13 protein-coding genes are annotated in these 16,560 nt (G+C 71.7%); 8 read left to right on the top strand and 5 right to left on the bottom strand.

Annotated features, from left to right (window positions below):
* Positions 1 to 354: 354 nt before the first annotated feature.
* The 3 genes from WMF39_RS13350 to WMF39_RS13340 all read right to left on the bottom strand — a co-directional run bounded on the left by WMF39_RS13350 (position 355) and on the right by WMF39_RS13340 (position 4,871).
* On the bottom strand, positions 355 to 2,196 hold the full coding sequence (locus WMF39_RS13350; RefSeq protein ID WP_437745897.1) for an IgGFc-binding protein: 1,842 nt from the start codon (positions 2,194 to 2,196) through the stop codon (positions 355 to 357).
* A gap of 301 nt (positions 2,197 to 2,497) precedes the next feature.
* Positions 2,498 to 3,526 (bottom strand): cytochrome d ubiquinol oxidase subunit II, encoded by a 1,029-nt coding sequence (locus tag WMF39_RS13345; RefSeq protein WP_012235070.1) that lies wholly within the window; start codon positions 3,524 to 3,526, stop codon positions 2,498 to 2,500.
* Positions 3,516 to 4,871 carry a cytochrome ubiquinol oxidase subunit I gene (locus tag WMF39_RS13340; protein WP_437745896.1) on the bottom strand — a complete coding sequence of 452 codons (1,356 nt, stop codon included), beginning with the start codon at positions 4,869 to 4,871 and terminating at the stop codon, positions 3,516 to 3,518. The genes WMF39_RS13345 and WMF39_RS13340 overlap by 11 nt, the downstream gene beginning before the upstream one ends.
* Before the next feature lie 146 nt (positions 4,872 to 5,017).
* On the opposite strand from WMF39_RS13340, the gene WMF39_RS13335 reads away from it, so the two are divergent.
* Genes WMF39_RS13335 through WMF39_RS13325 form a run of 3 tightly spaced genes read left to right on the top strand, consistent with a single transcriptional unit; the run spans position 5,018 to position 8,164 of the window.
* A complete protein-coding gene (locus WMF39_RS13335) occupies positions 5,018 to 6,328 on the top strand; it encodes a thymidine phosphorylase (protein ID WP_437745895.1) in 1,311 nt (436 codons plus the stop codon).
* 59 nt (positions 6,329 to 6,387) lie between these two features.
* A complete protein-coding gene (locus WMF39_RS13330) occupies positions 6,388 to 7,410 on the top strand; it encodes a sensor histidine kinase (RefSeq protein WP_437745894.1) in 1,023 nt (340 codons plus the stop codon).
* A 49-nt stretch (positions 7,411 to 7,459) separates the two neighbouring features.
* Positions 7,460 to 8,164 (top strand): response regulator transcription factor, encoded by a 705-nt coding sequence (locus WMF39_RS13325; protein WP_437745893.1) that lies wholly within the window; start codon positions 7,460 to 7,462, stop codon positions 8,162 to 8,164.
* An 83-nt stretch (positions 8,165 to 8,247) separates the two neighbouring features.
* Here the strand turns inward: WMF39_RS13325 and WMF39_RS13320 are convergent, their stop codons facing one another.
* On the bottom strand, positions 8,248 to 8,688 hold the full coding sequence (locus WMF39_RS13320) for a hypothetical protein (protein WP_437299476.1): 441 nt from the start codon (positions 8,686 to 8,688) through the stop codon (positions 8,248 to 8,250).
* A 129-nt stretch (positions 8,689 to 8,817) separates the two neighbouring features.
* A complete protein-coding gene (locus tag WMF39_RS13315; RefSeq protein ID WP_012235064.1) occupies positions 8,818 to 9,285 on the bottom strand; it encodes a DUF3293 domain-containing protein in 468 nt (155 codons plus the stop codon).
* A gap of 294 nt (positions 9,286 to 9,579) precedes the next feature.
* Here WMF39_RS13315 and WMF39_RS13310 point away from each other — a divergent pair, with 294 nt between their 5' ends.
* The 5 genes from WMF39_RS13310 (at position 9,580) to WMF39_RS13290 (ending at position 16,414) form a co-directional block, all read left to right on the top strand.
* Positions 9,580 to 10,659 (top strand): ABC transporter ATP-binding protein, encoded by a 1,080-nt coding sequence (locus tag WMF39_RS13310; RefSeq protein ID WP_437745892.1) that lies wholly within the window; start codon positions 9,580 to 9,582, stop codon positions 10,657 to 10,659.
* Entirely contained in the window at positions 10,656 to 11,402 is a 747-nt protein-coding gene (locus tag WMF39_RS13305) for an ABC transporter permease (protein WP_012235062.1), read from the top strand. The genes WMF39_RS13310 and WMF39_RS13305 overlap by 4 nt, the downstream gene beginning before the upstream one ends.
* Positions 11,402 to 13,090, top strand: coding sequence for a GldG family protein (locus tag WMF39_RS13300; protein WP_437745891.1), 1,689 nt, complete (start codon positions 11,402 to 11,404; stop codon positions 13,088 to 13,090). Before WMF39_RS13305 ends, WMF39_RS13300 begins: the two co-directional genes overlap by 1 nt.
* Positions 13,090 to 15,429, top strand: coding sequence for a DUF4340 domain-containing protein (locus WMF39_RS13295; RefSeq protein ID WP_437745890.1), 2,340 nt, complete (start codon positions 13,090 to 13,092; stop codon positions 15,427 to 15,429). The genes WMF39_RS13300 and WMF39_RS13295 overlap by 1 nt, the downstream gene beginning before the upstream one ends.
* A gap of 70 nt (positions 15,430 to 15,499) precedes the next feature.
* The gene (locus WMF39_RS13290) at positions 15,500 to 16,414 is read left to right on the top strand and encodes an SH3 domain-containing protein (protein ID WP_437745889.1); all 915 of its coding nucleotides are present in this window, start codon (positions 15,500 to 15,502) and stop codon (positions 16,412 to 16,414) included.
* The last annotated feature ends 146 nt before the right edge of the window (positions 16,415 to 16,560 follow it).

The raw sequence follows: 16,560 nt of genomic DNA, 5'->3' as shown, positions 1-16,560 counted from the left end.
GGGCCGCGTGGCGACGGTGAAAAAGCGGCGAACGGGCTACGGCGCGGGTGCGCGGATGGCTCCCTGGCAATTGCGGCCGGGATGACCAGCTGCGACCTGGTGCTCGGGCTTGACGACTTCAAGGACGCTCCGCGGGCGGGTGCTGGGGAGGCGGAGCTGGCGGCGACAGCGCCTCGAGCTCGGGCGCCGGGGGTTGCGCGCACGACGAGCGCGACTGCGTCGGCGATACGCCCCATTGGCGTCCGGTACGGCAGTCGCCCTGGGACCGCCCTTCACTCCTCGATTTGGGCTCGGACACGGCGTTCACAGGGCAGAGATGCAGGACGCCGGCGGGGGAGTCCACTGCCGCGTCAGCTAGTTGGCAATGGGTGGAATCTCGACCTCGTTGATGGGCAGGAACCCAGCACCGGCAGGGTAAGCGTAAGAAACACGATAGTTTTGCTGAATCGCGCCCCACCCCCATACCGTGACCCCGAAGGGAAGATCGCTCCGCATCTCGTGCCGGCCATTGGCACAAGCACCTATCGGTTCGAAGTTCCCTGTGGTAATATCGACGATGGTGTACTCGTAGTCTCCGTCTCCGATCGGCGTCCACCCAGTAAGCTTGCCTGCGCAGTCCAGCTCGACGTCGGCGAACTCGTTATTCACCCTAGAACGGGTACGGACGACGACGAGGCTCGTCTCGGGGTAGGTCGGATCTGTGAAGAACACATAGTAATCCAGGAATTGAGACGGCGGGACCACATTGACCCAATCCGGATCGCCGATGTTCGTGTATGCGCTACCGCCGGTCATGTACTGACCGACATAGAACGGATGATTCACGTCCTGGCTCTTGACGATAAAAGGCCCGCCACTGTCGAACTGATACACTTCACCGAGCTTGACGGTATCCGGCGCGCCCTCTGGCTTGGACGGCTCCCAGGTGAGCTTCGTATCGTCCACCATGCCTACGATCCGCCAGGGCGGCGACTCCTCGCGATCCGCGATGCGGTTCCGGTAGCGGACCGACACGTACTCGCTCCCGGTAGCCCGAACCGGCGCGATTTGCTGTTGACCTGAATCGCAGTCGGCGACACCGTTCGGCACGACCATGCAAGCATGGGCTCCGAAGAGGCCGATGGGCTTCGTCGACTCGATAGGGCTGCCAGTCAGCTCATCCGCCTGGGTGATCTGCAGGAATTCACCGGTGTTCAACCGGTAAGTCTTCGCCACACCTTGTTCGGCTCCCTCTACACCGGTGCTCTCCTGAATATTCACCTTCGGCAAGATGGTCACATCCGTCTCGTCCTGATGGGCAACGATGGCCAGCGAGGGAAACGCACCGCGGTAGGCGGCCGAGTCCGATGACGAGTAGCCGTTGATGGCAACGTAGTTGGTGTGCCAGGCGCTGGTCGGCAGGAGCAAGGTCGCGGAGGTGATGGCGGCCTGCCCTCCGCCGTAGGGCAGCATCTGATAGGCTACGACTGGATAGTCGGTCGTGATGTGAAACGCTGCTCCGCGACCGGTGCCATCGACACCAGTCTCCTCATCCAACGCGCCCGGTTCAGGGCAATCAACGACGCTCGATCCCGCAGAGAGCCTCGAGAGGAACAGGACAGCGACCTCTCCGACGCCGAGCCCAGCGACCGGATCGTAGGGCTTATACTGGATGTCTTCGATGGAACCTTGCCCCTCCGGAATGTAGGCGAAGTTCTCTACATCAAGCGGCTGCCCACCGCGCTCAACATTGATATGGACCGGCAGCTCCCACGTGTTGGCGACAATCGCGGAGAAACAGGCCCCCTGAGCGGTCGGCCGGAGGGCCGTCTTGAGCGCCCAATAGTCGCATCCGTACGAGCTCTTCGACCTCTCCGCCGCCTCGCACGGGTTGGGCACGCACTCCGCGTTGACGCAACCCTCATCAGGCTTGCACTCCTCGATCGTCGCGCCATTGCAGCTGATGACCTTCTTCAGATCGTTGGAGCACGTGTACTCGCACCGCCCCCCCTCCCCGAAGGTCCCCGTGCTCCCCCCCTCCCCGCCCGCGCCGCCGGTGCCGCCGCCGCCGCCGCCGGTCCCGGTGGGGCCCGAGCCGGAGCCGGTGAGCCCTTGGCGGTACGAGTCCGTGCACGCGGCGAACGAGCCCGTCACACCGGCTGTCGCTGCAAGTAACCCCACAATCGCGTGTCGACGGTATCTAGCCATGTTCGCCATCTCCACAGGGCTCCTTCCCCCACAAGCATCCTGAAAACTTCGCGCCTGCGAGCGTAACACGGTTCGTCCGCCGTGGGGAGGCCCGCGAAAGCGTTCGCATTTTTTCGGGGGTGCCGCGAGAGCGGGTTGCAGGTCCCAGGAATGCAATGCGCGACCGGCATCGCGCCATCGCCCCCTAGCGCCCGGACGGACACAGAGCCACTGTTCAGCCAGCCGTCCTCACGCCTCTCCTGCGGGTAGGTCGAGGTGGTGCATCAAATTTGGCCACCGCGACTTCCACATACGTCGGCCCCACTCCCGCTCAATGGTCGTCGTCGCCGTCCGACGCAGCCCCCGCCCGGCCGCTGCCGAAGACACGGAAGAGCACGTACAGCGATGGGAACAGCAGCACGGATCCGACGCCGAGCACCCAGACAAGCAATCGCAACGTCCTCGGGTTCGCCGCCGCCCCCTCGAGCGTCACGTCGGGCACCACCAGGAACGGGTACTGCGAGGCCGCCCAGCCGAGCAGTATCAGCGTGACCTGCGCCGCCGCCGCGAAGCGCGCCAGACGGAAACGGCGGGTCCACAACGCGAAGAACGCCGCGGTGGCCGCGAGGCCCGTCGTGACGTGGAGCGGCCACGTGATCGGATGATCCGTCAGCCCCTCTCGAATGAGCGGGGCGCCCCGGAACGACGCCGCGAACGACGCCAGCGCGAGCGCCGCCACCACGCAGCCCGAGGCGAGCGCGCGCCGCCGGAAATCGTCGACGAGCGCAGGCTCCTTCGCCTCGTTCGTCAGGTACACCGCCGCGAGAAACGCGAACAGCGCCAGCGCGAACAGCCCCACCACGAACGGAAACAGCGAGAGCCACGGCGCGAAGAAGCCGCTCGTCACCACCCCCGACGCCACCCGGATCCGCCCGGACGCCACCGCCCCGACGATCATGCCGAGCAGCACCGGCGCGATGACGCTCGCGAGCGAGAAGACGAACCCCCAGCGCTTCTGCCGCCGATCCCCCCGGGAGTCGTAGCTGCGGAAGCTGAACGCCGAGCCGCGAAACACGACGCCCACGAGGAACAGCGTGAGGGGGACGTGCAGCGCGATCGAGATCGCGGCGAACGCGGGAGGAAACGCGGTGAAGAGCAGCACCACGACCAGGATGAGCCACACGTGGTTGGCCTCCCAGATCGGGCCGATGACCCGCTCGATGAGGGCGCGCTGCTCCCGCTTCCGCGGGCCGGAGGCGAGCAGATCCCACACGCCGCCGCCGAAATCGGCGCCCCCGAGCAGCGCATACAGCACGAGCGCCGCCATCATCACCCCGCCGATGAACCACTCAGTGCGCATCGGGCTCGCCTCCCCCGGACGCACGCGGCGCGCCGCCGCCGCCCGTCACCCCGAGCGGCGCCGCGCGGAGCTGGCGCACGAGCAGGTAGACCACCACCACGCCGAGAAAGACATAGAGCGCCGTGAACGTCCAGAAAGGCGCCGCGAGGTGCGGGAACGGGGTCACCGCGTCGCGCGTGCGCATCGCGCCCCGCACGATCCACGGCTGGCGACCGAGCTCCGTCACCAGCCAGCCCGCCTCCATCGCCACGATGCCGAGCGGGCTCGCCAGGATCGCCGCCCAGAGGAACGGGCGCTGATCCGGGATCCCCCTGCGGCGCCACGCGAGCACCGCCCCGACCACCGCCAGCAGCGCCATCGCGGAGCCCGCGCCCACCATCACCTGAAACGAGAGGTGCGTCGCCGTGACCGGCGGCCACTCGTCCCGCGGGACCGCATCCAGCCCGGGCACCACCGCGTCAGGATCCGCGTGCAGGAACACCGAGAGCCCCGCCGGGATCTCGATCGCGTAGTCGACCTCGCCCCGCTCCACGTCGGGCAGGCCGCCGACGAGGAGCGGCGCGCGGGCCGAGGTCTCGAAGTGCGCCTCCATCGCCGCGAGCTTGGCGGGCTGCCCCGTCCCGACCTCCACCGCCGCGTAGTGACCGACGAGCGGCTGCGCCAGCGCCGTCACCCCGGCGATCGCGAACGTCACCGCGAACGCCTTGCGGAACAGCGGGCTCGACGGGTGCCGCAGGAGCACCAGCGCGTGGATCCCCGTCATCACGAACGCCGTCGCCTGATAACACGCGAGGATGCCGTGCAGCGTCTCGTGCTTCCACGGCGGGCTGAACATCGCCGCGACCGGGTCGATGTCCGCGGGGCGCCCGTCGACCATCGTGAACCCGGCAGGGTGGTTCATGCACGCGTTCACCAGGATCACGAAGAACGCCGAGAGCGCGCCGCTCAGCGCGACCAGCGCGCCCGAGAGCAGGTGCAGCCTCGGCGAGAGCTTGCCGCGCCCGTAGAGATAGATGCCGAGGAAGATCGCTTCCGTGAAGAACGCGAACCCCTCGAGCGAGAACGGGAGCCCTATCACCTCTCCGAACGTCCCCATGAAGCTCGGCCACAGGAGCCCGAGCTCGAACGAGAGCACCGTCCCCGACACGGCGCCCACCGCGAACAGGATCGCTGTCCCCTTCGCCATGCGCTTCGAGAACTCGAGGTAGTCTCGATCGCCCGTCCGGTGCCAGAGCGCGTCCGCGATGACCATGATCAGCGGCAGCGCCACCCCGGCGGCGGCGAAGATCATGTGAAATGCCAGCGACAGGCCCATCTGGGCCCGGGCATAGAGGAGGCTGTTCATGAGGCCCAGGTCGGCTCCCTTCTCCCGCGCGACCGCGACCGACGCCGTGTCCGCTCTCCTGCGGGGACGGTCCGCGCGCTCCCGCCGACCATAGGGGGGCCCGCGCCAGGGACAAATAGGGGCGAACCCGGGTAAGCTCGACGCCGATGCAGACCCTTGTCGAGCTCGTCGCGAAGAAGCGCGACGGCGGGCGGCTGTCCGAGGACGAGATCGCGCGGATCGTCCGCGCCCACAGCGACGGCGAGCTCGCCGATTACCAGATGGCCGCGCTGCTCATGGCGATCTTCTTCCGCGGCATGGACGACGCCGAGACGGTCGCGCTCACGCGCGCGATGCTCCACTCGGGCGACGTCCTCGATCTGTCCGGCGTGCCCGGACGGAAGGTCGACAAGCACTCGACCGGCGGCGTCGGCGACAAGGTCTCGATCTGCCTCGCCCCCCTCGTCGCCGCCTGCGGCGTCCCCGTCCCGATGGTGTCCGGCCGCGGCCTCGGCCACACCGGAGGCACCCTCGACAAACTCGAGGCGATCCCGGGGTTCGACGTCGCGCTCGACGTCGACGCGTTCGCGCGCGTCGTCCGCGAGGTGGGGACGTGCATGATCGGGCAGACCGAGCGGATCGCGCCCGCGGACAAGCGCATCTACGCGCTGCGCGACGTGACCGCCACGGTCGAGTCGATCCCGCTCATCGTCGCCAGCATCCTCTCGAAGAAGCTCGCGGAGGGCATCGACGCGCTCGTGCTCGACGTCAAGGTCGGGCGCGGCGCGTTCATGAAGACCCTCGGCGACGCCCGCGCCCTCGCGACCGCGCTCGTGCGCGTCGGGACCGCGGCCGGCAAGCGCGTCTCCGCGCTGCTCACCGACATGAGCGCCCCGCTCGGGCGCACCGTCGGCAACGCCATCGAGACCCGCGAGGCGATCGAGGTGCTGCACGGCCGCGGGCCGGGCGACCTCGTCGCGTGCACGCTCGCCCTCGGCGAGGAGATGCTGATCGCCGGCGGCGCGGCGGCGAGCGCGGCCGAGGCGCGGGTGAAGCTCGAGGCCGCCATCGCGAGCGGCGCGGCGGCCGAGGTCCTCGCGCGGATGATCGCCGCGCAGAAGGGCGATCCGGCCGTGGTGCAGGACGCCGGCCGGCTGCCCAGCGCCCCCGTCGTGGTCGAGGTCGCCGCGCAGGACGAGGGGTACGTCGCCGCCGTCGATCCGCTGGAGATCGGCCTGTCGGCGGTCGCGCTCGGCGCCGGGCGGACGCGCGCCGACCAGCGCGTGGACCCCGCCGTGGGGATCGAGCTCGCCGCGGTGCGCGGCGATCGCGTGGACCGCGGCGCGCCCCTCGCCCGCATCCACGCGCGCCGGGCGGACGACGCGCGGGCCGCGGCCGATCGCGTCCGCGCCGCCTTCCGGCTCGGCCCGGCGCCCGCCGAGGCGCCCGCGCTCGTGCTGGAGCGGGTCGAGGCATAGCCGCGCGCGGGCGCTCGCGGGCGCTCGCCGGCGGCGCGGGGCCCCACTAAGCTGCCGGCATGCGGACCCCGAGGCGCGACCTCACCACGCTCGGCTACCGGCGGATCATCCAGCTCCTCGTTTACCTGGTCATCATCCCGGGCGTGCTCCTGTCGGGCGTCGGCTTCCTCCTGCTCGTCCTCGGCGAGGCCCAGTACAACCTCATCATGGGGATCATCGTCCTCACGTTCTGCGGGACGCTCGCGACCGGGGTCATCCTCGTGTGGGTCTTCCTCCGGCGCGAGCGCAACCTGTCCGAGCTCCAGGCCGATTTCGTGTCCAAGGTCTCGCACGAGCTGCGCACCCCGCTCACGTCGATCCGGATGTTCACCGAGACCCTCACGCTCCGGCGCGGCGACGCGATCAGCGAGGATCGCTGCATCGAGGCGCTCACCAAGGAGAGCGCCCGCCTCCAGCAGCTCATCGATCGGCTGCTCGACTGGGGGCGGATGGAGAGCGGCCGGCGCGTCTACGAGCTCTCGGAGCACCACCTCGGGGAGATCGCCGACGAGGCGATCCACGCCTTCGAGCCGACCCGCGAGAAGCGCAGCGTCGACCTCGACGTCTCCATCGACGCGAACCTCCCGCCCGTGCTCTGCGATCGCAGCGCGCTCGTCGACGCGATCGTGAACCTCCTGTCGAACGCCTACAAGTACGGCGGCCAGCCGAGGAAGATCAGCGTCTCCGCCCACATCCTCAAGCGGTCGGCGCTGCTCACGGTCCGCGACAACGGCAAGGGCATCGCCCGCGCGGAGCACAAGCGGATCTTCGAGAAGTTCTACCGGGTCGACGATCTCCTGGCCCGGCAGCAGGAGGGCTCCGGGCTCGGGCTGTCGATCGTCAAGCATGTCATCCGGGCGCACGGCGGCAAGATCCTCGTCGACAGCGAGCCCGGGAAGGGCAGCACGTTCACCCTCGTGCTCCCGCTCCGGAGCATGCCCAAGGCGAGCGCCGAGCGACGCCCGCGGGTTGCGGCGCCCGCGGTCGCCGCGGCGCACAACGACGCGTCGGATCACGGCGCCGACGCGAGCGCGCCGCCGTAGCGCGGCCGCCGCCGGTCAGGACATGAACATGCTAGAGGACCTCCTCAGCATGACCCGAACCCCTCAGACACCCGCGCGGACCGTCCTGCTCGTGGAGGACGACCCCAGCATCGCGATGGGTCTCGAGATGAACCTGACCGCCGAGGGCTACCGCGTCCTCGTGGCCGAGGACGGGGAGCGCGGGCTCGCGCTGGCCCGCGGCGGCGGGATCGATCTCATCATCATCGACGTCATGCTCCCCCGGCTGAACGGCTTCGAGCTGCTCCGCATCCTCCGGAACGAGCGGCGCACCCTGCCGGTGATCATGCTGTCCGCGCGCGGCGCCGAGATGGACAAGGTGATGGGCCTCGAGCTCGGCGCCGAGGACTACATCACGAAGCCGTTCAGCCTGGCCGAGCTGCTCGCGCGCGTGAAGGCCGTGCTCCGGCGCGACGCGATCGCGCGCGCCGACGGGGCGCAGCTGCGCGCCGGCGACATCGTGATCAACGCGGCGACGCGCGAGGTCCGCCGCGGCGACGCGCTGCTCGAGCTCACGGCGACCGAGTTCGACGTGCTGCTCTGCCTCGCCGAGGCAGGCGGCAGGGTCCTGTCGAGGGAGCAGATCCAGGCCAAGGTCTGGGGCCCGACGCACCACGGGACCCCGCGCACCATCGACAATTTCATCCTCCAGCTCCGCAACAAGCTGGAAGAGAACGCGACGACGCCGCGCCACCTGCTGACGGTGCGCGGCGTCGGCTATCGCTTCGTCCCCTGATCACAGCCGCGAGGGCCGCGCTGCGGGCGGGGCGGCCCCAGTCCGCGGCGATCGGAGGGCGAGCGCTTCGGGGGCGCGCCCCGTCAGGGCGCCTGACAGAACTTGTTGATGTTGTCGACGAGGGGATCTTCCTGCTTGATCGCCTTCTCGATCGACGCCTGGGCGGCGTTGCTCTTCTCCGCGTCGTTGGCGTCCGCCGCCGTCGCGAGATCGCGCGCCGCCTTGGCCACGTCCTTCGCCATGGCCTGGTACTCGCCCGAGAACTTCTGCAGCTCCGGGGTGGTCAGCTTCACCTGCGCCGCGTCGGCCGCCACCTTGTCCATCGCGTCGGCCATCGCCTTCAGCTCGCTCGACCCGCCCTGGTCGGTGCCGGCCTTGGTGCCTTTCTCGATGCTCTGAACGCCCTTGTTGATGACCTCGATGAGCGCGTTGCACTCCGAGACCTTGTTCTGGCCGCAGCCGCCAGCGCCGGCGACGAGCCCGAGCGCAGCGACGAGCGCTGCGAGGGTGACCTGGGTGCGCATTCTGCTGTGTCTCCTCATGTGGTGAGCGAGGCCGGTCCGCCCATCCCTAAACGCCAAGGCATGAACCCACATTTTGCGGGTACGTTTCAACATGGAATCGGCGATCCGCGTCCATGGCCGCCGCGTGGGTCAGGACCGCACCCGCCAGTTCCCCTGGAAAGTTCGGCCGATGTCGTCGGCTGTCGGATCGGTGATGATGAGCTCCGGCCGACCGCCTTGCGCGAACACGATCGTGTTCTGCCGGAAGACGCGGCCGAAGGCGATCGCCTCGTCCCGGTCCATGCCGTGGACGAGCCACGCCGGCTCGCGCCAGATGCCCTCCGGCTCCGCCTCGGAGCCGACGCACGGCTCCACCCGGTAACAGCCGAGGATCAGGAGATCGCGGAGGACGTGGTGGCGCTGATCGTTGACCCGGCGCGGGATGAGCATCGAGCGCGGGTTGTAGGCGGTGAGCACCGCGAACTTGCGGGTCAGGAGCTCGGGGAGCCCGGCCTGATCCTGGACGATCTCGCCGTCCAGCGAGACGCGCAGCGTCCCCGCCGGGGTGGGGAACTCGTAGATGGTCGAGAAATACGACCGGAGGAGCGTCTGATCCATCGTGCAGCGGTGGGTGTGAGGGGGCCGCGGCGCTCGGCGCACCGGGTGCGTCGCCTTGCAAAGGGGCCCATGGCGTGAGCGCCCGGGCCGCCGGGCGCGACGGCGCAGGGTTACCAGAGACGCGCGGCTCTGGCTACTCGCCGGCGCGCTCGTCGTCAGACCGCCGCCAGACCACCGCCAGAGCCCGGCGCGCGCTTCCCCTGCCCCGCCCGGTGCGCTAAGCGTTCCGCGCGATCGACCGCCTGCCCGCGCGCACCGCGCCGGCGGCCCTGACCCCCTGCGCCCGATGCCACGATGATCGAGGTCGAGCACCTCTCCAAGTCCTACGGCCCCCACCAGGCGGTGAGCGACCTCTCGTTCCAGGTGAGCCAGGGGGAGATCGTCGGGTTCCTCGGGCCGAACGGCGCAGGCAAGAGCACGACCCTCCGCATCCTCGCGGGGTTCCTCGGCGCGACGTCCGGCCGGGTGCGGATCGCGGGCCACGACATCACCGAGGAGCCGATGCGCGCGCGGGCCTCGCTCGGGTACATGCCCGAGACCTCGCCGCTCTACCCGGAGATGCGCGTCTCGGAGTACCTCGCGTTCCGCGCCGAGCTGAAGCTCGTGCCGCGGAGGGCGCGCGGCGAGGCCGTCGCGCGCGCCCTCCGCGACGCGCGCGTCGAGGACGTCGCGAGCGTCCTGATCGGCCACCTCTCGAAGGGCTACCGCCAGCGGGTCGGCCTCGCGGACGCGCTCGTCGGCGACCCGCCGCTGCTCATCCTGGACGAGCCGACGGCGGGCCTCGATCCGAACCAGATCCGCGAGGTGCGCGCGCTCGTGCGCCGGCTCGGCCCGGGCCGTACCGTGCTCCTCTCGACGCACATCCTCTCCGAGGTCGAGGCGACGTGCACGCGGGCGCTCGTGATCGCCCGCGGCAGGCTCGTGGCGGAGGGCTCGATCGACGAGCTCCGCGCGATGCGCCGGTCGTCCGGCGCGCGCGTCGTCGTGCGCGGGGCGGCGGACGCAGCGCTCGCGGTGGCGCGCGGCGCGGCGCAGGTCCGCTCCGCCGAGGCGGAGGACGCCGGCGAAGCGGCGCGGCTCACGGTCGAGTTCGACGCCGGCGCCGACGCGGGCGAGGCCGCCGAGCGCCTCGTCGCCGCGCTGGTCGCCGCGGGTTTCGGGGTGCGCGAGCTCGTCCCCTGGGCTCCTTCGCTGGAGCAGGTCTTCTCCGAGCTGACCGCGGCCGACGACGCCGGCGCGCGGGGCGGCGCCGGAGAGGCGGCCGAGCCCGGGGCGGAGGGCGGCGAGGCGCCTCGGCCGGCGGCCGGGAACCGGAAGAAGAAGGGCAGCGCGGCCCGGCGCGGCGAGGGCGGCGCGGGGAAGGAGCGGCGGTGAGGGGCTTCTGGCCGATCTTCAAGCGGGAGCTCTTCTCGCTCTTCGTGACGCCGCTCGCGTGGGTGCTGATCACCACGTTCCTGCTGGTGCAGGGCGTGCACTTTTTCCTGATCGCGACGCAGTTCGCCGGCGAGGTGGAGCTCTCCGCCGACACGGGCCCGGTGCAGGTCTTCTTCGGCCAGACGATCCTGATCTACCTGCCGCTGCTCTTCGTCTGCCCGCTGCTCACGATGCGCCTCTTCGCGGAGGAGCGCAGGAGCGGCACCATCGAGGCGCTCCTGACGGCGCCGGTCGGCTCCGCCGGCGTGGTGCTGGCGAAGTACGCAGCGGCCCTCGTGACGTACGTCGCGATGTGGGCGCCGACGCTGCTCTACGTCGTGCTCATCGGCAGGACCGGCGAGCTCGACTGGCGGGTCGTGGGGTCGAGCTACCTCGCCGTCTTCGCGGTCGGCGCCGGCTACCTCGCGATCGGGACGATGACCAGCGCGCTCACGAAGAGCCAGCTCATGGCCGCGGTGCTCAGCACGATGGCGGTGATGGGCATGTTCATCCTCGGCATCGGCGAGTTCATCTTCCCGGACGGCCCGGCGCACGACCTCTGCGCCTACGTCTCGGTGTGGACGCAGATGAACGACTTCTCCCGGGGGATCGTCGATCTGCGCCGCCTCGTGTTCGACGGGACGGTGGTCGCGCTGCCGCTGTTCGTGACCGTGCGCGCGGTGGACGCGTGGAGGTGGGGCTGATGTCCGGCGAGCGGCCCGCGCAAGCCGGGGCTCCGCCGCCGGGCACCTCGCTCGGCGAGAAGCTCTCGGCGAGCGTCGGGATCATCGCGGCGATGGTGCTCGCGGTGCTGGTCAACTTGCTCGTCGCCCGCCACTACAGGCGCTGGGACTGGACGCAGGGCGGCCTGTACACGCTGAGCGACGCGACCGTCTCGACGCTGCGCTCGATCGAGGAGCCGATCCGCGTCTACGTCCTGCTCTCGGAGGGCGACCCCCTGACGCTCTCGGTGCGGCACCTGCTCGACGCGTACCGGGCCGAGAACCCGCGGATCGAGGTCGAGGTGACCGATCCCGACCGGCGCCCGGCGGAGTTCCTGGCGGTGCAGCAGCGCTACGGCGTCGTCGCGGGCAAGACGGACGACGGGCGCATCGTCACGGACGCGGCGATCATCGTCGCGCGCGGCGATCGGCCCCATTTCCTGACGGCGAGCGACCTGGTCGAGGTCGAGGACGAGGACGACCTGCGGTCGCGCCCGCGGCTCGAGCAGGCGCTCACCGGCGCGCTCCGGAGCGTCCTGCGCAGCGAGCGGCCGCTGATCTGCTTCGCGGCCGGGCACGGCGAGAAGTCGATCGAGGCCGGCGGCGCCGGCGGGCTCGCGGCGCTGAAGGACCGGCTCAACAAGAACAACTACGAGGTCGTGGCGCTCGGCGGCGGCCGCGGCGCGGACGGCCACGGCGACGAGGAGGAGGCTTTCGCCGCGCCGCCGGAGCCTGCGCCGGAGGTCGATCTCGACCGCTGCCGGGTGCTCGTCCTCGCCGGGCCGAGCCGGCCGGTGCCGGCCAGCGACGTGGCCCGCTACCGCGCGTTCATCGAGAAGGGCGGCAGCGCGCTGATCGCGCTCGGGCCCGTGCCGGACGAGAGCGATCAGCGGTACGTGGACCTCGGGCTCTCGGGCCTGCTCGCCGTGGCGGGGGTCGAGCTCCGGTCGGACTTCGTGTTCGAGCTCGACCCGAAGCTCCGGTCGACGCAGGGCTTCGGCGAGACCTTCGCGCCGATCGTCAGGCCGCACCCGATCACCGAGGGACTCATCAAGGCGGCCGATCTCGGGCTCGGCCCGGTGCTCACGGTGGCGAGCTCGCTCGCGCCCACGGCGAGCGGGCCGGTGGTCCCGGCGCCCCTGCTCGTGACGAGCGACCAGGCCTTCGGCATGGTCGATTTCTTCGGCTGGGCCCGGGATCCGTCCGAGCCGAAGCCGCGCGACGGCGATCACCCGGGTCCGCTCACGGTCGCCTGCGCCTCGGAGCTGCCGAAGCCCGCGGGGTCCAGCGCCGCACACGGGCCGCGCGTCGTGGTGGTCGGCTCGCCCGGCGTGCTCCACGGCGCGAACTGGCAGAGCCCGGAGCTCCGCGGGACAGCCGTGCTCGTCGAGAGCGCGCTGTCCTGGCTCGCGGCGAGCCCGCCCATGCTCGACATCCCGGACAAGCCGGCGTTCACGGCGGGCCTGCGGATCAGCGAGGACTCGCTCGCCGGGATCTTCCGCTACGTCATCGTGTATATGCCGCTCGCCGCGGCCCTCCTCGGCCTCGCCGTGTACCTGGCGCGGCGCGGCTCCGAGCGCCGCCCCGGCGACAAGGGGGGCCCCGGCGCGCCGGCCGAACGCGGCGCGCGCGGCGCGTCGGCCGGGGCCGAGCGCGAAGGATCGCCGTGATGCGGCCGCTGCGCCGGCACGCGACGACGCTGCTCCTGGTCGCGCTCACCGCCGCGGCGGCCGTCGCGCTGCTCGTCCTCGACCGGGGCTCGGTGTCCACCGACGAGGCCGAGCGCCGCAAGAAGCACCTGATCGAGGCGTGGCGGCCCGACGAGATCACCGAGCTCACCGTGACGATGGCCGCGCCCGGCGCGCCGCAGACCGCGCGGCTCACCCGCGGCGAGGTCGACGACGCCGGCCAGCGCCCCTGGAACGTCGAGATCGACGGGCAGCGCTACCCGGCCGACGAGCCCACGGTCGACCAGCTCCTCGGCACGCTGGAGTTCGCGACCGCGGAGCGGCGCGTCTCCGCGGAGGCGAGCGATCCGGCCGCTCTCGGCCTGGCCTCGCCCAGGCTCTCGATCGCGCTCGCGATGGGCCCGCGCCGCGAGCGCCTGCTGCTCGGCGGCGGCGCCCCGACGCCGCCCGGCGCGGTCTACGCCGAGGTCGCGGGCCGAGGCGTCTTCGTCATCACGAAGCAGCTCGCCTCGGCCCTCGACGTGGCGCCGGATCGCTTCCGCTCGCGGAGCTTCGTCCCCTACGTCGCCGCGGAGCTCTCGGGCCTCACGCTCGACGGCGACGGCGGATCGCGGCGGTTCTCGCGCGCCCCCTGGGGCGGCGGCCGCGGGGCCGGCTTCCGCTTCGCGGAGGGCTCGCCCGAGGGCAGCGGCGTCCGGGTCAGCGCGCCGGCGCTCGACCTCGTGCTCTCGGCGCTCGGCCGCATGCAGGCCGAGGCGTTCCTCTCCGAGGAGGAAGCGCAGCAGGCCGCGTCCTCCGGCGGCCCCCGGGTCACGCTGACGCTGGAGCCGAGCGATCCCGCGGCGAAGCGCGGCGTCATCGACGTGGGGGGCGCCTGCCCGGGCCGGCCCGACCACGTCGTCGCGGCGCGGCGCGAGCCCGCGCGCGCGGCCGCCTGCGTGCCCGCGAGCGTGCTCGATCCGCTCACCGAGGAGGCGTCGCGCTTCGTCGATCTAGCGCTCGTCGCCGCGCCGCTCGACGAGGTCGCCGAGGTGAAGCTCGCCGCCGGCGAGCGTTCGCTGGAGCTCGCGCGCGCCGGCAGCGAGTGGCACCTGCGGGCCCCGCAGGACCGTCCTGTCCCGACGGAGACGGGCCGCGCCCTGGTCCAGGCGATCCTCGACGTCCGCGCCACGCGCCTCCTGCCCGGGGAGCGCGATCTCGCGGCGCTCGGCCTCGCCTCGCCTCGGGCCACCCTGCGCGTCGTCTCGACGCCGCCGGGCGCGATCGCCGAGGGCGAGCCGCAGGAGCGGATCGAGACGCTCGAGATCGGCGCCGAGCAGGCCGGCGTGGTGCACGTCCGGCGGCTCGAGGACGGCGCGATCGCCGAGATCCCTGCCCAGGCCGCCGGCGCGCTCCTCCCTTCCGAGGTGTCGCTGCGCTCCATGAAGGTCTTCGATTTCACCCCCGATCGGGTCAGCGCGCTGCGGATCGAGCGCCCCGGCCTGGTCCAGCGGCTCCGCCGGACGGGCGAGGGCGCCTGGCGGCTCGTCGAGCCGAGCGGCGAGGGCCTCGCGGCCGACAGCGGGCTGGCGGACGAGCTCGCCGAGCTGCTCGCCAGCCTCCAGGCCGAGCGCTGGATCGCCGAGGATGCTGGCCCGAGCTACGGGCTCGGCGCGCCCCGGCTCGTGGTCGAGGCCGAGCTCGACCCCGCGCCGGAGCCCGGCGGTGGAAGCGCCGGCGCGGCGACGCGCGCGGCCCGGGTGGCGCTCGGCGCGCGCAGCGGCGCGGGCTCCTTCGCGCGCGCCGGGGACGGCGCTGCGGTGTTCGTCGCGCCGCCGGCGCTGGAGGCCGCGGCCGGTCGCCTGCTGCTCCGCCGCGACATCTTCCTCGTCCCGCCTCACGAGATCGCCCGGGTGACGCTGGCCCCTCGGGGCGCGAAGCCGGTCGTGATCGAGCGCTCGCCGGAGGGCTTCACGATCGCGGGAGCGGCCGATCAGGCGAGCGCCGCCGCACTGGCTGCGAGCGTCCGGGACGCGCTGGCCGATCTTCGGGCCGAGGGCGCCGTCGCGCTGGGCGAGCCGGAGCGGCACCATGGCCTCAGCCCGCCGCGCCTCCGGGTCACCGTCGAGCTTTCCCGGCCGCAGGCCGCCCCGGCGGAGGAAAGCGTCGCGGTCCCGCCGCGGGCGCCGGTGGGGTCGTTCACGATCGCGATCGGCGCGGGCGACGCCTTCCGCGGCACGAACGTCGTCTACGCCCGGCGCGACGGCGTGCGCGCGGTCTACGCCATCGCGCAGTCCCGGGTGCGACCGCTCCTCGAGGCGGCGGGCATCGCGGGCGACTGAGCGGTCCGCGGCCCGATCGAACGGACTATTTCGTTCTGATGGCTCACCTGTGCTAGGCGACGTGCTGGACATGGCGAAGGCGGACATGGCGAAGAGGCAGCGCCCGCTGACGGTCGACATCCCCCGTCCCGGCGATGAGCAGCCGGTCTGGTCGCGGGTCGGGGTGATCGCGCTGGTGGGGTTTGTCGTCGGCGTCGCGTGGCCCAAGCTCGCCGGCGTCCGCATCGGCCCGACCGTACCTTCCGACGTCAAGGCGACGGCCGAGGCCACGGCGGCGCCGGCGTCCCCTCCCCCCGCGGCAGCGGCGCCCGGGACCGCGGAGCCCGAGGCCAAGCCTCCCGAGGCCGCCGCGAAGAACCAGCAGCAGGTCGTGGTCGGCGCTGGCAGGATCACGCGCTGCTCCGACAAGAAGAACAAGAAGGTCGAGGACTGCGGAGAGCTCCAGTTCGATCCGATCGCGCTGCCCCGGCTGAAGGAGCTCGCCCAGTGTCCGGCGGCGCTCGGCGTGGACGGCAAGCTCCCGATCGGCTTCGAGCTCAACTTCGAGAAGAAGGAGGTCCAGGTCGTCAAGGGGAAGAAGACGAGCCTGCCGGCCTCGACGGTCAGCGGCATTCTCCAGTGCGCAGCGCGGGAGTTCTCGAACGTGTCCCTCGAGGAAGTCCCGCACAAGTACCGCCGGTACTCCCTCGTTTACACTGCCACCTTCTATCCCCCGGGCGCGCAGTCCGACGCCGCCAAGGCGGAGGCCGGCGGCGACGACCAGGAGCAGGCGGCCGGCACGACCACGAGCGAGACCGCCGTGAGCGGCCTGGCCACGGTGAGCTGGGATACTGCGCTCGTCCGCGGCGCGCCCAAGGAGGGTGATGTGGTGATGCGGCTGGTGCGTGGCACTCGGGTCAAGCTCGTTGGCCGGCAGAACGATTGGTACAAGATCGAGCACCGCGGCAAGACGGGGTGGATGTACCGCGGCGCCATCGGCCTGTAACCGGGGGCCGCGAGCGTCGGCCTGATTGGAGACACGCAGGCGGCTTCAGGCGCGGATTCCAGGGCCGCGCCCGAGCGAGGGCGCGTCGGTTCGCGTAGAATGGTTGGGGCCGATGACGCGCAAGTTTTCGCTCCCCCTGCTCCACC

This window comes from Sorangium sp. So ce1504 (assembly GCF_051521635.1).
In the GTDB taxonomy this organism is placed as follows: domain Bacteria; phylum Myxococcota_A; class Polyangia; order Polyangiales; family Polyangiaceae; genus Sorangium; species Sorangium cellulosum_B.
This window is presented reverse-complemented; position numbering and strand designations above follow the sequence as displayed.

Bases quoted from the DNA above. Each gene is read 5' to 3' on its own strand.
- WMF39_RS13350 (WP_437745897.1), bottom strand. From the start codon at position 2,196: ATGGCGAACATGGCTAGATACCGTCGACACGCGATTGTGGGGTTACTT.
- WMF39_RS13345 (WP_012235070.1), bottom strand. From the start codon at position 3,526: ATGCGCACTGAGTGGTTCATCGGCGGGGTGATGATGGCGGCGCTCGTG.
- WMF39_RS13340 (WP_437745896.1), bottom strand. From the start codon at position 4,871: ATGAACAGCCTCCTCTATGCCCGGGCCCAGATGGGCCTGTCGCTGGCA.
- WMF39_RS13335 (WP_437745895.1), top strand. From the start codon at position 5,018: ATGCAGACCCTTGTCGAGCTCGTCGCGAAGAAGCGCGACGGCGGGCGG.
- WMF39_RS13330 (WP_437745894.1), top strand. From the start codon at position 6,388: ATGCGGACCCCGAGGCGCGACCTCACCACGCTCGGCTACCGGCGGATC.
- WMF39_RS13325 (WP_437745893.1), top strand. From the start codon at position 7,460: ATGACCCGAACCCCTCAGACACCCGCGCGGACCGTCCTGCTCGTGGAG.
- WMF39_RS13320 (WP_437299476.1), bottom strand. From the start codon at position 8,688: ATGCGCACCCAGGTCACCCTCGCAGCGCTCGTCGCTGCGCTCGGGCTC.
- WMF39_RS13315 (WP_012235064.1), bottom strand. From the start codon at position 9,285: ATGGATCAGACGCTCCTCCGGTCGTATTTCTCGACCATCTACGAGTTC.
- WMF39_RS13310 (WP_437745892.1), top strand. From the start codon at position 9,580: ATGATCGAGGTCGAGCACCTCTCCAAGTCCTACGGCCCCCACCAGGCG.
- WMF39_RS13300 (WP_437745891.1), top strand. From the start codon at position 11,402: ATGTCCGGCGAGCGGCCCGCGCAAGCCGGGGCTCCGCCGCCGGGCACC.
- WMF39_RS13295 (WP_437745890.1), top strand. From the start codon at position 13,090: ATGCGGCCGCTGCGCCGGCACGCGACGACGCTGCTCCTGGTCGCGCTC.
- WMF39_RS13290 (WP_437745889.1), top strand. From the start codon at position 15,500: ATGGCGAAGGCGGACATGGCGAAGAGGCAGCGCCCGCTGACGGTCGAC.